The following is a 13,609-nucleotide window of genomic DNA, read 5'->3' on the forward strand; positions in this document are numbered from 1 at the left end:
CGCCCCCACGACCGGCACGCCTTCAACTGGCACGCCTTGAACCGGCACGGCTCAGCGCGGCGCGCGGGCGTACCAGCGGCCGTCCAGGGAGTCGATGCGCAGCCGCCGCCCGAAGCAGTCCGACAGGTGCGTCTCGGTGAGCACCTCCCCGACCGGACCGGCGGCCAGGATCCGGGCGTCCCGCATCAGCAACGCGTGCGTGGTGGTGGCGGGCACCTCCTCCAGATGGTGGGTGACCATCACTGTGGTGAGGCCCTGCCGGGCCCGGGCCAGGTCCTCCAGCGCCTCGATCAGGTCCTCCCTGGCCGGCAGGTCGAGGCCCGCGAACGGCTCGTCCAGCAGCAGGATCGCGGGGTCGGCCATCAGCGCCCGGGCGACGCGCACCCGGGCCCGCTCCCCCTGTGAGCACACCTGGAACCTCCGGTCGGCGAGGTCCTTGCAGCCGAGGTCGGCCAGCAGGCGGTGGGCCCGCTCGCGCTCCTCGTCGCCGTACCGGTCCCACAGCGGCGCGCTCGTCCCCGTGTGCCCGGTGAGGACGACGGTGAGGGCCGTCGCGCCCTCCTCCTCCAGCAGCGTCTCGTCCACCAGCCGCTGACTGGCGGCGACCAGGCCGATGCTCCGCCGCAGCTCCCGCAGGTCGGTGCGGCCGAGCCGCCGCCCGAGCACCGTCGCGGTCCCGGAGGACGGGTGCCGTACGGCCGCGGCGACCGAGAGCATCGTGGTCTTCCCCGCGCCGTTGGGCCCGAGGATCACCCAGTGCTGGCCGTGCTCCACCCGCCAGTCGGCCGCGGCCACGAGGGTGCGGCCGACCACGCGAACGGTCACGTCGTCGAGTTCGAGAGCTGCGTCCATGACCCCAAAGCATGGGGCATGGACGCGCCTGCTCACGACGCCGTCCCAGGAAGTGGACGGCCTCAGGGCCAAGACGGCGCGGGGGTGGCGACGACCCCCGGCGGCTGACCGGCCGGTGACTGGCTCACCGTCGGCTGGCCCGGACTCGGCTGGGGCGACTCCCCGTCCCCCCACTGCGGCTCGGTGGTGATCCCCGGCGACGGCGGCGGAGAACTCGGCTGCTCCGGCGGGGAGGGCCGCCCGGGACCGCAGTCCCCGTGCCGCCCGGGCGCGCAGTGCCCCTCCGGCGGGGGACGCAGCGTCCCGCCGTCCGACGGCGGCGAGGGCACCGCCGTGGCCCGTTGCTCGTCCGGGGTCGCCGGCGCGGACGGCGGCATCGTCCGCGTCGCCGTCACCGTCGCCCTCGGCCGGCGGGCGCTGACGGGCAGCACCGGCGGCCTGGAGGTGCTGAGCACGTCCGGCGGCGGCGTGGCGCCGTCCTCGGGGATCACCACGGGCCGCGCGGGCGGCGGGTCCGCCGTGCGGTCCATGCGGGCCGCGCCGGTGCCCGCCGCCACCACCGTCACCGCGGCGATCGCGACGGTCGCGAGCGCCGCGAACCCCGCGTGGGACGCCTGCGCCCCCGCCTGTGCCCTCGACCGCGCCGTCGACCGCGCTGTCGATTGGGCCGCCCGCCGCCGCCCGGCCCTGCCGGGCGGCGGTCGTTCGCCGCGCTCATCCGGCCGGCCGTCCTGACTGTTTACGGCGGCCGTTCCGCGGGCGCCCGCCGGGTAGGCCACGGGCTGCCAGATCTCCTCCAGCACCGCGGCGACCGCCCGCCGCGGGTCGGCGGTCGTGTGGACGCCGCCCGCCGCGAGCAGGGAGGCCAGCAGCCGGGCGGCGTCCGGGCGTTCGGCGGGGTCACGCCGCAGTGCCGCCGCCACCTCGTCCCGCAGCAGCCTCGGCACCGGCGAGACCCGCGGCTCCTCCACCAGGATGCGCCGGGTCAGCGTCTCGGGGTCGCCCGCGCCGAACGGATGCAGCCCGGTCGCCGCGAAGGCGACCAGGCACCCCCAGGAGAAGACGTCCGAGGCGGGGATCGCGGGACGGCCCCGCAGCCGTTCCGGCGCCACCCACCCCGGGCTGCCCATGATCTGGCCGGCCTGCGTGTGCGACATCGCGACGTCGAGGTCGCGGGCGATCCCGAAGTCGATGACGAACGGCCCGCGCGGGGACAGCAGCACGTTGCCGGGCTTGAGGTCGCGGTGCACCAGCCCCGCCTCGTGGGTCGCCGCCAGGGCGGCGGCCGCGCCGAGTGCCACGCCGTACGCGAGGTCGGGGGTGAGCGGGCCGTACGCAGAGACGACCTGGGAGAGCGCGGGGCCGGGGACGTACTCGGTGACGATGTAGGGCCGGTCGCCGTCGAGGCCGTCCTCGACGAAGGCGGCGGTGCAGAACGGCGCCACCCGCCGGGAGAACTCGGCCTCCTCGGCGAATCGGGCCCGCAGCGTCGGGTCCGACAGGTGGACCGGGTGCGGCGTCTTCAGCGCGACGTATCCGCCGCCGGGATGTTCCGCGAGGTAGACCACGCCCATGCCACCGGCGCCGAGCCGGCCGAGGAGCAGGTAGGCCCCGATGATCACCGGATCGCCCACGGTCAGCGGGCGCACCCCGGGTGGCATACCGTTCCGGGGGCCCGTTCCGCCACGTGCCATACGGAAGCTCCCTCTCTCGCGGAAGTGCCGCACAGCAACTGTGGCCGTTTGGAACGCGCCATGCGGTCAACTGACCACAAGCGGCATGAGAGGTAAGCCCAATGGCACCCCAAAGTAAGGCGCGAGCAAAGTCCCAGGTCACACCGGTCCCATTCGCCACAGAGGCGGCCAGTCAAGGCTTCTCGGAGGCCACAGTGCCCTGATGGCGTGAGGCCGAGACGTGAACAGCAGGGCCGGCACGCCTGCCGTGCTTGTCCAGCAGCGCTACTACCCGCGCCGTCCATGAGCGATAGCAACCGTGCGGCGACGCCCTCGGGGAGCGCTCACCGGGTCTGCATCTGTGCAAACCCCTGTGCATTCCGCCCTGCTCACCGCCATGGCCTTACCGCAGAGGCGGCGCGCAACTACGCTGCGCTATATGGAGCGTCAGCCCAACGCCCGGCTCGCCGACGTCGTCGACCAGGCCGGTGTCTCCCACCTCGGTCTGGCCAGCCGTATCGGCCAGGTCGCCAAGGAATGGCGCGTGCCTGTGCGGCCCTCGCATACGCAGATCGCACGGTGGATCGAAGGCCAGAAGCCACGAGGCATCACCGCTGCTCTGATCGCTGAAGCACTCAGCCGCAAGCTCGGTCGCCGGGTCACCCTGACGGACATAGGGCTGGAGGGCAGCACTGTCTCACCCGAGATCGGGCTCAACTTCTCTGATGTCCCCGCCGATCTCGTCGACACGTTGGCTCAGTTGGTCACCGCTGACGCACAGCGGCGAGAGTTCCTGCGAAGCACGGTGGATGTAGGGGCCCTCACCCAGGCGGCCTTCGGATGGCTGCTTTCCAGTCCGGCCCGGCCTCCGGATGGATCGGCGGGTCGCAGGGTGGGGATGAGCGACGTCGAAGCGATCCGCTCCACCACGGCCATGTTCGCCGATCTGGACAACCGGTTCGGTGGCGCACACGCTCGCTCGGCCGCCCTTCAATACCTACTGGACCAGATCGTCCCGCTGCTGAACGGCACGTACGCCTCAGCCGTCGGGCGGTCGCTGTTCAGCGCGGTTGCCGAGTTCTGCCTGTCTGTGGCTTGGATGGCCTACGACAGCGGCTGGCACGGTCTCGCCCGCCGCTACTTCCTGCAGGCGCTTTCTCTGGCCCATCACGCGGACGACAGGATGCTCGGCGCCAGTGTGCTGTCGGCGATGTCCCATCAGGCCACTTACCTCGGGGAATACCGCGAGGCCCTCCATCTTGCTCGCGCCGCGCAGCAAGATCTGAAAGGCCGGGCTCCCGCACTGCTCAGAGCGCAGTTCGCCGCGATGGAAGCCCGCGCCGCCGCCAACCTCCCCGACGGATCCGCAGAGTGCCTCAAGGCTCTCGATACCGCCGCGCGGGCGTTCAACGAGCACAGGCCCGGCGAGGAGCCGGAGTGGATCGCGTACTTCGACGAGTCCGAGCTGGCGGACGAGCACGCGCACTGCTTCCGGGACCTAGGTGACGCCAGGGAGTCATACCGCCAGGCCACCCACTGCCTGTCAGTTGCCGAGGCCAGTCCGGCCGCAGGAGGGTACGCACGCAGCCGGATCTTCTCGCGGATCGTGCTCGCCACCAGCCTCGTCGATCAGGGTGATGTGGAGCAGGCATGCCACGTCGCCGTGCGGGTCCTGCCCCGGATCCAAGAAACCGCGTCGATCCGCTGTACCACGTACCTTCGTGACCTGCACAGCCGCATGAGTTCGCACAGCGATCATCCATCGGTCATCGATTTCACTGAGCAGGCCCGGCCCGTGCTCCAAGGACGTCGGCTCCGTCCAAGTCAGTAGGGGTGCCAGTGCCGCGGCCTGTCCGGCTCCCTCAGGTCGGCGATCCTGCGGCGCACCTCAGCAGCGATCTCTTCGCTGTCGCCGGCCTTCTGCGCCAGCCAGCAGGTCATGCGCAGTTCCCGGACCGCACGCAGCACCTGGTAGCGAGGCAGTCGCGTCACGTCGAATCCGTACACCTCGCAGAACCGCTCGTACTCGGCGTCGGTGTGCCACCCCAGATCCCGGTAGACCGCCGTGATCGCCAGATCCCATTCGGGTGGCCCCCAGCACAGCCCCTCCAGGTCGAACAGCACCACCTCACCAGAGGATGTCTTCAGCACGTTGCCGATGTTGGCGTCACCGTGGATCACCGCTCGCGGCAGCTCGTACACCACATCGGCAAGCTCCTCGCGCAGAGTACGCATCAGCGTCCGCAACGTCAGACGATCAGCTGCGGTCAGCGCAGGTGCGGACTCCATTTGCTGACCCAGTCGCTCGAACGGCTCCAGCTCGGGCAACGTGAGGTCGGGTGGAGGCCGGAGGGCGTGTAGGCGTCGCAACACCACGGCGAGGTCAGCCGGGACAGTCCAATCGCCCTCCACCGCGTACCACAGAGACACCACCGTTCCGGCTGCGATGCACGGTTGCTCACCCTCCAAGGGCCGAGTAACCGTGAGCCCTTCAGCCGTCAGCCACCGAGCGACCTCGACCTCACGGCGAGACGAATCCAGCCGATCAAGGCTCCTGGCGACGCGGGCGATGATGCGCCCCTCGGCCAGCCGCAACACGGCGCGGTCCCCGATACGCACAGTTTCCGGATTCTGATCGCCAACGCCAGCACGCTGCGCAGCCTCACGTGCAGCCTCGAGAGCGATATCAGCGAACAACAGGGGCTGACGCATCAAGTGCTTTCCTTCGCTCGGTCTTCACGCGCCGGCCATCGATTCACCGCACCACTCGACTGATGCGGCCGGCCAAGTCGAGGTGAGAGACGCCGGCCTGGTCGATGACGTTGGCGAGTCCGAGCGTTGGACTGACGCTCCATAAGTCGCAGCGTAGTTGGGGCTCCATCCCTGCAGTAAGGCCATGGTGACGAGCAAATCGGAATGCACAGTGGTTTGCACAGATGCAGAGCCGTTGAGCGCTCCCGGACGCCGTTCCCGAGCGGTTGGCTATCGGTCATGGACAGCATGCACAGCAGCTCGCTACTGGACGAGAACGGCGAGGCGCCGCTCCTGCTGTCCTCGCGGCGGGCTCCCCCGGCCCGTCGCCATCCGCACCCCCACCCTGACGGGAGCAGAGCCTGCCCCTGGCTGACACGCGCATCCGGAGATCGTCTATGTCAACGTCCCACCCCGCAACGGAGCCCCTGGAGGCGCTTGCTGAGGAGCTGCGAAGCCGGAACTTCTCCACCCGGATCGTCATCCCTCTCAATCGCATCCCCCAACTGCAGGTGATGAACCCCGCAGCTCCGGCGCTTACGGAACAGGTTCTCGCCAAGCCCGATTCGCACGGAGCCTGGCACTACTGGTTCCCGTGGCCGACGCTCATCGCTGCTGTCGACGACATCCCCACAGCGGCCGATCGCATCGAACGCGTCCTCGCCGAAGTCGGCCGGAACACCGGCGGCACGCCAGGAGCCGACGCCCCCGAAGTCCCCGCCTCACCCACCCGTTCCTGTCCAGGAGAACCACATGACATACCTGACCGCCTCGAGACCATCGAGTCGTGAAGAGTCCGCCGCTCGGCAGGTGGACGCCCACCTCGCGGCCCCGCACAACATCCGTGGTGGGCAGATCCGCACGTACCGAGGGGTCGCGCTGCTTCGCCTCGGCGACGTGTCCGTCTGGTTCCGTGCGGGGAAGATCTCCTGGAGCACTGGAGAGCTCGGCACGGACGGCAAGCCGAAGACGGCCGCCTTGCTCCTGCACGAGACCGCACAGGCGGCCGCCAAGATCGCCCAACACTACCGGGAACTCCGTGGGCACGTGGGCCTTCACGCGGTACGGATCGGGTGACGATGTCGCTGCTATGGCTTGTGCTGTGCCTCAAGGGCATCTGGCCACCTCGGGCGGGTGCCACCACGACCCTGAGGTTCCGGCGGGTGGGGGCCGACGGCCAGCCGCAGGAATACCGGCTGAGCATCGCCGATGCCGGCGCACGCGAACGATGGACACAGGGCGACGACGTACTCCATGACGAAGCCGCCTTCATGGACGACCTCCCGACGCAGTGGTGCGACCTGCGCGTGCAGGAGCTGACCAGCACTGGCTGGGAGTTCACCGGCGTGAACGTCGACATCGCGTCGATATCCACCCAAGCACCGACGAGCCGGATCGCCACCTCATAGCCCTCGGCGGCGTGGTCGAGTGCCCCTCGCCCACAGGGGCAGCCCCCGACTCCCGCACCGTCGAGCATCCGGCCCGGCCCAGGACCTACCGCATGCAACGCCTGGGCCGGGCCGCTGACGACGCGGCGTCGGCTCGTACTGGCACCCTGCAAGACCGGCTGTATACGACCGCAAAGTTTAGCGAGGAGGCCACACGGCCTCTGCCGAGGGACCACGATCACCGAGGCGGCGACCTCGCCGCCCCGTCAACCTCCGAAGGAAGCGCTGATGACTACACCGCACATGGACGCGGCCCATATCGCAGCCTCGCTGCGGGCCGCGATGGTGAGCGAGCTGCGCGAGATGGACGCGGTCACATCCGAGCCCGTGGCCGCGGCCCTCGCCACCGTACCCAGGCACCTGTTCGCTCTGGGGGAGCCGCTGGAGGCTGCGTACGCCGCGAACAGCGCCCTGGTGATCAAGCGGGACGCGAGCGGCCTGGCGCTGAGTTCTCTGTCGGCCGCCCACATCCAGGCGGTGATGTTGGAGCAGGCCGAGATCGAACCCGGGATGCGGGTCCTGGAGGTCGGCTCGGGTGGTTATAACGCCGCTCTGATTCAGGAGCTCGTCGGCGCGGAGGGAAAGGTCGTCTCGGTCGACATCGACCCCGACATCGTCGAGCGCGCTCGCGACTGCCTCAAGGCAGCTGGCTACGACCGTGTCGAGGTGGTGCTGGCCGACGCCGAGAACGGTGTGCCGAAGGAAGCGCCGTACGACCGGATCATCGTCACGGCCGGAGCCTGGGACATTCCCTCAGCGTGGGTGGACCAGCTCTCCAAGGCCGGCAGAATCGTCGTCCCGCTGCGGATGAAGGGGCTGACCCGCACGATCGCCTTCGAGCGCAGCGGTGACGTCCTGGTGAGCCGCAGTTACTGCCTGTCGGGCTTCGTGCCGATGCAGGGGTCCGGTTCGTTCAGCGAGCACGTCGTGCCGCTCGCTGAAGGGGTCGCGCTGCGGGTCGATGAGGAGCCGCAGCGGTTCGACAGTGAGGCGCTGCGGCAGGCATTGGACTCCCCCAGGCTGGAACTCTGGTCAGGTGCGGCCTTCGACCTGCCCGACGAGCTTGAGCTGTTCCTCCTCACCAACATGCCGCAGGTCGCCATGCTGCACGCGAGCGAGGAACTGGTCGCACAGGGGCGTTTCGCCCCGTCGGTGACGAGGGGCGTTCCTGCCCTGATCCGCGGCGGCAGCTTCGCCTACCGGACGAAGCGGCCGAACGAGGAGACCGGCGGTTTCGAGAGCGGGGTTTTCGCTCACGGCCCCGAAGCCGAGGCCGTCGCGGCGGAGTACGTGGAACTGCTACGGCGGTGGGCGAGCGACCACCGGCGCCGCGGCACCGCGCGCATTCAGTACGTCCCGAAGGCCGCCCGAACGGCCCTCCCTTCCCGAGGGCTCATCAGGAAACGGCACGGAGCCGTCGTCGTCTCCTGGCTCTGAAGCGCCCGGCTCCCAACAGGGAGAACCGGGAACCCTGCACCACCACCAAGGAGGTTCTCATGTCCATTCAGATCGAGAACGCACCGGCTACGCAGGCCGGGGAGGAGGACTTCGGGGAGTGGGACCTGGACGTCTCGATCGTCGAGTCCGGTCCGGCGGCGGACAAGCTCATCCGGATGACCGACGACGGCTGCGGGACGTCGTGTCAGTCCGCCTGCCCCGCCACCTGCCCGTAGGCGCTGACGCCTCGGCCCCTTGAACGCGCCCGGTCGCCGCGCCGGCCGGGCGCTTTCCGTCTCCGGGAGCGGCACATGTACGAGTATCTCGATGCTGTCGTGGTGCGAACGGCCGTCTGGCAGGTGCACCGGGCACCCAGTTCGTGGCCGGACCTGAGCGAAGAAGCGGCCGGACCGGATTCCTGGCGGCAGTGGCTGCGGGACACCATGCGGATGCCTGGCTTGCTGGCCGCGTTGGAGCAGGCCAGCCCGGTCCTGACCGGCCGAGTCTGCGAAATCTGTGGAGGACGGGACGTCTCTGAGTCGGCCATGCGCCGGGCAGTGCTCTCGGTCCTGCGCTACCTGCTTCGCGCCTCAGGACGGGCGACGCCGTTCGGCCTGTTCGCCGGTGTCGCCCCGGCTCGCATCGCCGCCCTGCCAACGGCCCGCGTCGGTTGCGCCCATCGCGCCATGCCCAAGGTTGACGCCGGGTGGCTCGCGGAGGTGATCGGGCGCCTGGAAGCCGAACCGGCGCTGCGACCGCGTTTGAAGGTCATGGCCAACAACCTCGTAGTCGAGCGTGATGGCCAGCTGGTGTTGGAGCACCGTCCCGCCGGAGCGGCTCACGGCCAGCCGACGCATGTGAGCGTACGGGCCACCGCGCCGATCCGGACGGCTGTGAGCATGTCCCGCAGCCCGATCCGGCTGGGGGAGCTGGCGGAGAAGCTCGCGGCCGACTTCCCGGGCGTTCCTGCCGTTGTCATAGACCGGCTGCTGGCGGACCTGGTGGCGCAACGCCTGCTCGTCACCAGCTTGCGCCCTCCGATGACCGCAATCGATCCCCTCGGCCATCTCCTGTCTGAAATCGAGGAGATGGCAGCCGGGGAGTTCGCTCAGAAGGCCGAGACTGTCGAGCGTCTACGCCGGATCGCTCAGCAATCGACCCAGCACGACGACGCCCCCACCTCCGCGATAGCGCGTAGCCGTCGTGCGCGCCTTGCCGCCGACATGGCCGCCGTCGCCCCGGTGAAGGGGTCCGCGCTCGGCGTCGATCTGCGGATGGACCTCGACCTCGCGGTGCCGCAGTCAGTGGCCGTCGAGGCGGCGAAAGCCGCGGGTGTGCTCGTACGGCTCGCCCGTCGCTCAGACCTCGGCTCCGGCTGGGTTGCCTGGCATGGCCGTTTCCTGGAGCGCTACGGGCCGCGGGCCCTGGTGCCGGTCCTCGACGCCGTCGATCCCGACATCGGGCTCGGATACCCGGCCGGCTACCTCGGCGCACCGTCACCGCCTTCGAGCCCGCTGTCCGAGCGAGACGTGAAGCTGCTGGCGCTGGCGCAGAGGGCCGCGCTGCGCGGCCAGCGCGAGATCCTGCTGGATGAATCGATGGTGGCAGATCTGGAGGCCGCGGATTCTGAGGCGCCAATCCAGCCCACCACCGAACTGACCATTCGTGTCCACACGTCCAGCGTTCATTCTCTGAGCGAGGGGGAGTTCACCCTGGCGATCGTCGGGGTGTCGCGTACGGCCGGCACCACGACCGGGCGGTTCCTGCACCTGTTCGGCGACGAGGAACGCGCGCGAATGTCCGCGCTCTATGCGGAGCTGCCCACCGCGGTCCGCGGCGCGCTCAGAGCGCAGATCTCTTCTCCGGCTCTGCACATAGGGACAGAGAACGTCGCCCGCGCCCCCCGGGTCGCGACACCCCTGCTTGCTCTGGGTGAGTACCACGACGGCGGCGAAGGGCTCATAGCGCTGGAAGACCTCGCCTTCACCGCGGACATCCATCGTCTCTACCTTGTCTCTCGCTCCCAGCGTCGACCGGTGGAACCCGTCGTGCTCAACGCGGTGGAACCCGTCAAGCGCACTCATCCGCTGGTCCGGTTCCTGGCCGAGGTCCCGAACGCGCTCAGCGTTCCGTGCGCCTCGTTCGACTGGGGAGCCGCCGCCGGCCTGCCGTTCCTCCCAGCACTGCGCTACGGACGTACGATCCTGTCTCCCGCTCGGTGGCTGCTCACAGCCGCCGACCTGCGTGAAGGGCCGGAGTGGGAGGCGGCTCTGGCCGCCTGGCGGGACGAGGTCGGCCTGCCGCAGAGGGTCTACCTCGGCGATGGCGACCAACGCCTCGGTCTGGACCTGTCCGAACCCGCCCACCGGGCACTGCTGCGTGCCCAGCTGGATAGAACCGGCACCGCAGTGCTTCGCGCCACCTCCGACGCTGACGCGGCGGGATGGATCGGCGGGCACGTCCACGAGATCGTCGTGCCGTTGGTCTCCGTCGGGAAGCCCGCGAGGGCGCCGGACTGGCTGCGCAGAGCAGAGGTGGTCACTCGCGACCACGGATACCTGCCCGGCTGCGAGGGGCGCTTCTACCTCAAGCTGTACGGGCACCAGGACCGGCAAAGCAGAGTCCTCATCCACCACCTGCCGCGCCTGCTCGAAGAGCTCGGTGACCAGGCCCAATGGTGGTTCCTGCGCTACCAGGACCCTGAAGAGCATCTGCGTCTGCGGCTGACGGTGCCCGCCGACAGCTTCGCGCTTGTAGGCGACTGGACCCGTACGCTTCGCCGCGCCGGTCTGATCGGGCGCGTGCAGTGGGACACCGACTTCCCGGAGACGGCCCGCTTCGGCGGTCAGACGGCACTGGCCGCAGCAGAGACGTACTTCGCCACGGACTCGGCCGCGGCCCTCGCGCAACTCGCCGCCAGCAGCCAGAAGAGCGGCCCCGACGTACGCGCTCTGACCGCGGCGAGCATGCTCGACATCGTCACCGCCATGATCGGGGACACCGCGGAGGCGCTCCGCTGGCTGATCGAACACGCTGTGTCCGAGCCCTCTGCCCCGCCCCGCGTGCTCTACGACCAGGCCCTCCTGCTGGCCAACCCTCACGATCACCAGAACCTGGCCGCCCAGCCCGGAGGCGCACAGGTCCTCTCCTGCTGGTCCCGGAGGCGGGAAGCACTGACCGCCTACCGGCGCGTACTCAATGAGACCGGCAGCCATATGGGCGTTCTGCTTCCCGAGCTGCTGCATCTGCACCACGTCCGCATGACCGGGACCTCGTTGGAGAACGAGCGCGTCTGCCTGCATCTGACCCGTGCCGCCGCACTGAGCTGGACGGCGCGAGCAAGGAGAGGATCGTGATTGGTACCGACCCTGAAGTGTTGGCCGTAGCCGAGGCCGTCGCCGACGCGCTGTCGGATCCGCGAAACGTGTGGCCCACTGCCTCGCCGCCTGGGGGGCGGGCGTGGCCGCAGTCACTGGCCGGCGGCGCGGCGGGTATCGCCCTGCTGCACATCGAACGCGCTCGTGCCGGCCTGGGCGACTGGAGCACCGCTCATGCATGGCTGTCGGTGGCCGCCTCCGGCGAGCTGACCGCGGCGGCCAACGCGGGCCTGTTCTTCGGCGTCCCGGCCCTCGCCTTCGTCATGCACACAGCCGCCGACTCCTCGGGCAGATACCGCCGCGCGCTGACCACTCTGGACGAGTCGGTCATCACCATCACCCGTACGCGCTTGGCTGCGGCGTACGCACGCATCGACCGAGGCGACCAGCCCATGATGGAGGAGTTCGACCTGATCCGCGGAGTGACCGGCCTGGGCGCCTACCATCTGCGACGCCACCCAGACCACCCGATCACCCACGACGTACTGTCCTACCTGGTGCGCCTGACCGAACCGCTGCCCTCGGGGACCTGGCTTCCGCCGTGGTGGACGAACGTCGCGCCCAATGGCGAGCCGGATCCGGAATACCCGCAGGGACACGGGAACTTCGGCCTGTCCCACGGCATCGGCTCGGTCCTGGCCCTGCTGTCGCTGGCGGTGCTGCGCAACGTGCCCGTGGCGGGAATGACCGACGCGATCGAGCGGATCTGCGAGTGGACGGATCTCTGGCGACAGCAGGACGATGCGGGACCGTGGTGGCCCGGCTTCATCATCATGGACCAGGTCCGCGAGCAGCACGTCAGTCCGTCGCTACGGCCCCGGCCCTCCTGGTGCTACGGAGTCGCCGGTACGGCCCGCGCTCAGCAACTGGCCGGCATGGCACTCGGAGACACCGCGCGACAGCAGACCGCGGAGGACGCGATGCTCGCCGCGCTGCGTGATCCCGCACAACTCGATCTGCTCCCCGAGATCGGACTCTGCCACGGCAAGGCCGGGCTACTTCAAGCCGCCTGGCGGATAGCCTCCGACGCCCACACCCCACGCATCGCTGCCGAACTCCCCCACCTGACGGACCAGCTCGCCTCACAACTGGCCCGCTCCCTGCCCGACCCCGAACTCCTGGACGGCGCTGCAGGGGCCGCACTCGCCCTGTACACCGTCGGCACCAACGCCGTGGCGTCGAACTGGGACGCCTTCCTCTCGCTGGCCTGAACACTGGAGCCAACCCCGATGGACCCCTGCCCCTGGCGTCAGGTCAACCTCGCCTTCCCTTATTGGGACACGGCCAAACAGACCGCCGCAGCACACCTCGCTCCCCTGATGACCGAGGCGGAGACCGAAGGACTCATCATCGCCTGGTTCTTCATCCGTAAGGCGCCCTGCTGGCGCCTGCGCTACCTGCCCGGCCCTGAGGCTGCTCAGGCCGATGCCCACCTGCGTCGTCACCTTGAGGACCTCAAGAGCAAGCGGCACATCGACGACGTCAGGCACCTCGTCTACGAACCGGAAACGCATGCCTTCGGCGGACCAGAGGCCATGCGGATCGCCCACGAGCTGTTTCATCGCGACAGCCGCCATGTACTGGCTCGTGCCGTCGGACCCTCCCCCGCGCTCGGACGTCGGGAGACGGCGATTCTGCTGTCCGCCGTGCTGATGCGCGCCGCCGGCCTCGACTGGTACGAGCAGGGCGACGTCTGGGTCAAGGTCGCCGAGCACCGGCCCGGCAAGGCTGTCTGGGCGCCGGAGCGCGAGGCCAAGCTGTCCCAGGCCATGCACCGCCTACTGACCGCGGACATGCAAGTCATGTGCGCTGCGGGTAACGCTCCGCTCGCCGCCTACCGCCCGTGGGTGACCGCCTTTGAAGAAGCCGGGCAAGCCCTGGCCGACCTCACCGCTCAGGGCCGGCTGCTGCGCGGCCTCCGCGCCGTTCTCGCTCACCATGTGATCTTTCATGCCAACCGTGCGGGCCTTCCGAGCAGCGACCAATCGGCCATCGCCGCGCTCGCGGTCCACACGGTGTTTAACGGGTTTTCCCATGATGGGGATAGGCGCGGATGAATCCCACAGGGACC

At 69.7% G+C, this 13,609-nt stretch carries 12 protein-coding genes; 9 read left to right on the top strand and 3 right to left on the bottom strand.

What is annotated here, in order from left to right:
• Positions 1-51: 51 nt before the first annotated feature.
• Positions 52-852 carry an ABC transporter ATP-binding protein gene (locus HHX40_RS10820; protein ID WP_111699508.1) on the bottom strand — a complete coding sequence of 267 codons (801 nt, stop codon included), beginning with the start codon at positions 850-852 and terminating at the stop codon, positions 52-54.
• Between the two features lie 62 nt (positions 853-914).
• A complete protein-coding gene (locus tag HHX40_RS10825) occupies positions 915-2,501 on the bottom strand; it encodes a serine/threonine-protein kinase (RefSeq protein ID WP_182880449.1) in 1,587 nt (528 codons plus the stop codon).
• Between the two features lie 463 nt (positions 2,502-2,964).
• Here HHX40_RS10825 and HHX40_RS10830 point away from each other — a divergent pair, with 463 nt between their 5' ends.
• Positions 2,965-4,356, top strand: a complete 1,392-nt coding sequence (locus HHX40_RS10830; RefSeq protein ID WP_182880450.1) for a hypothetical protein — start codon at positions 2,965-2,967, stop codon at positions 4,354-4,356.
• On the opposite strand, the gene HHX40_RS10835 is transcribed toward HHX40_RS10830, so the two are convergent.
• On the bottom strand, positions 4,350-5,237 hold the full coding sequence (locus HHX40_RS10835; protein WP_220499001.1) for a phosphotransferase family protein: 888 nt from the start codon (positions 5,235-5,237) through the stop codon (positions 4,350-4,352). The genes HHX40_RS10830 and HHX40_RS10835 overlap by 7 nt on opposite strands.
• Before the next feature lie 437 nt (positions 5,238-5,674).
• Between HHX40_RS10835 and HHX40_RS10840 the strand changes: the two genes are divergently transcribed.
• From HHX40_RS10840 to HHX40_RS10875, 8 genes are all read left to right on the top strand, one after another.
• Positions 5,675-6,067, top strand: coding sequence for a hypothetical protein (locus HHX40_RS10840; protein WP_182880451.1), 393 nt, complete (start codon positions 5,675-5,677; stop codon positions 6,065-6,067).
• Positions 6,068-6,086: 19 nt separating this feature from the next.
• Positions 6,087-6,353, top strand: coding sequence for a hypothetical protein (locus tag HHX40_RS10845; RefSeq protein WP_182880452.1), 267 nt, complete (start codon positions 6,087-6,089; stop codon positions 6,351-6,353).
• Positions 6,350-6,685 (top strand): hypothetical protein, encoded by a 336-nt coding sequence (locus tag HHX40_RS10850; RefSeq protein WP_182880453.1) that lies wholly within the window; start codon positions 6,350-6,352, stop codon positions 6,683-6,685. The genes HHX40_RS10845 and HHX40_RS10850 overlap by 4 nt, the downstream gene beginning before the upstream one ends.
• A 267-nt stretch (positions 6,686-6,952) precedes the next feature.
• Positions 6,953-8,161, top strand: a complete 1,209-nt coding sequence (gene fxlM / locus HHX40_RS10855) for a methyltransferase, FxLD system (RefSeq protein ID WP_182880454.1) — start codon at positions 6,953-6,955, stop codon at positions 8,159-8,161.
• Positions 8,162-8,220: 59 nt separating this feature from the next.
• Positions 8,221-8,397 (top strand): FxLD family lanthipeptide, encoded by a 177-nt coding sequence (locus HHX40_RS10860; protein ID WP_150935661.1) that lies wholly within the window; start codon positions 8,221-8,223, stop codon positions 8,395-8,397.
• 75 nt (positions 8,398-8,472) lie between these two features.
• Complete coding sequence (locus HHX40_RS10865) at positions 8,473-11,517, top strand: lantibiotic dehydratase (protein ID WP_182880455.1); 3,045 nt, start codon at positions 8,473-8,475, stop codon at positions 11,515-11,517.
• A gap of 20 nt (positions 11,518-11,537) precedes the next feature.
• Positions 11,538-12,749, top strand: coding sequence for a lanthionine synthetase C family protein (locus tag HHX40_RS10870; protein WP_220499002.1), 1,212 nt, complete (start codon positions 11,538-11,540; stop codon positions 12,747-12,749).
• Between the two features lie 18 nt (positions 12,750-12,767).
• The gene (locus tag HHX40_RS10875; protein WP_182880457.1) at positions 12,768-13,595 is read left to right on the top strand and encodes a thiopeptide-type bacteriocin biosynthesis protein; all 828 of its coding nucleotides are present in this window, start codon (positions 12,768-12,770) and stop codon (positions 13,593-13,595) included.
• The last annotated feature ends 14 nt before the right edge of the window (positions 13,596-13,609 follow it).

It is taken from the genome of Microbispora sp. H10949 (assembly GCF_014161435.1).
Classification (GTDB): Bacteria; Actinomycetota; Actinomycetes; order Streptosporangiales; family Streptosporangiaceae; genus Microbispora; species Microbispora triticiradicis.

What these genes read in the sequence shown, in the direction of transcription:
- HHX40_RS10865 (WP_182880455.1), top strand. Translation starts at nt 8,473, where the DNA reads ATGTACGAGTATCTCGATGCTGTCGTGGTGCGAACGGCCGTCTGGCAG.
- HHX40_RS10830 (WP_182880450.1), top strand. Translation starts at nt 2,965, where the DNA reads ATGGAGCGTCAGCCCAACGCCCGGCTCGCCGACGTCGTCGACCAGGCC.
- HHX40_RS10820 (WP_111699508.1), bottom strand. Translation starts at nt 852, where the DNA reads ATGGACGCAGCTCTCGAACTCGACGACGTGACCGTTCGCGTGGTCGGC.
- fxlM (WP_182880454.1), top strand. Translation starts at nt 6,953, where the DNA reads ATGACTACACCGCACATGGACGCGGCCCATATCGCAGCCTCGCTGCGG.
- HHX40_RS10840 (WP_182880451.1), top strand. Translation starts at nt 5,675, where the DNA reads ATGTCAACGTCCCACCCCGCAACGGAGCCCCTGGAGGCGCTTGCTGAG.
- HHX40_RS10860 (WP_150935661.1), top strand. Translation starts at nt 8,221, where the DNA reads ATGTCCATTCAGATCGAGAACGCACCGGCTACGCAGGCCGGGGAGGAG.
- HHX40_RS10835 (WP_220499001.1), bottom strand. Translation starts at nt 5,237, where the DNA reads ATGCGTCAGCCCCTGTTGTTCGCTGATATCGCTCTCGAGGCTGCACGT.
- HHX40_RS10875 (WP_182880457.1), top strand. Translation starts at nt 12,768, where the DNA reads ATGGACCCCTGCCCCTGGCGTCAGGTCAACCTCGCCTTCCCTTATTGG.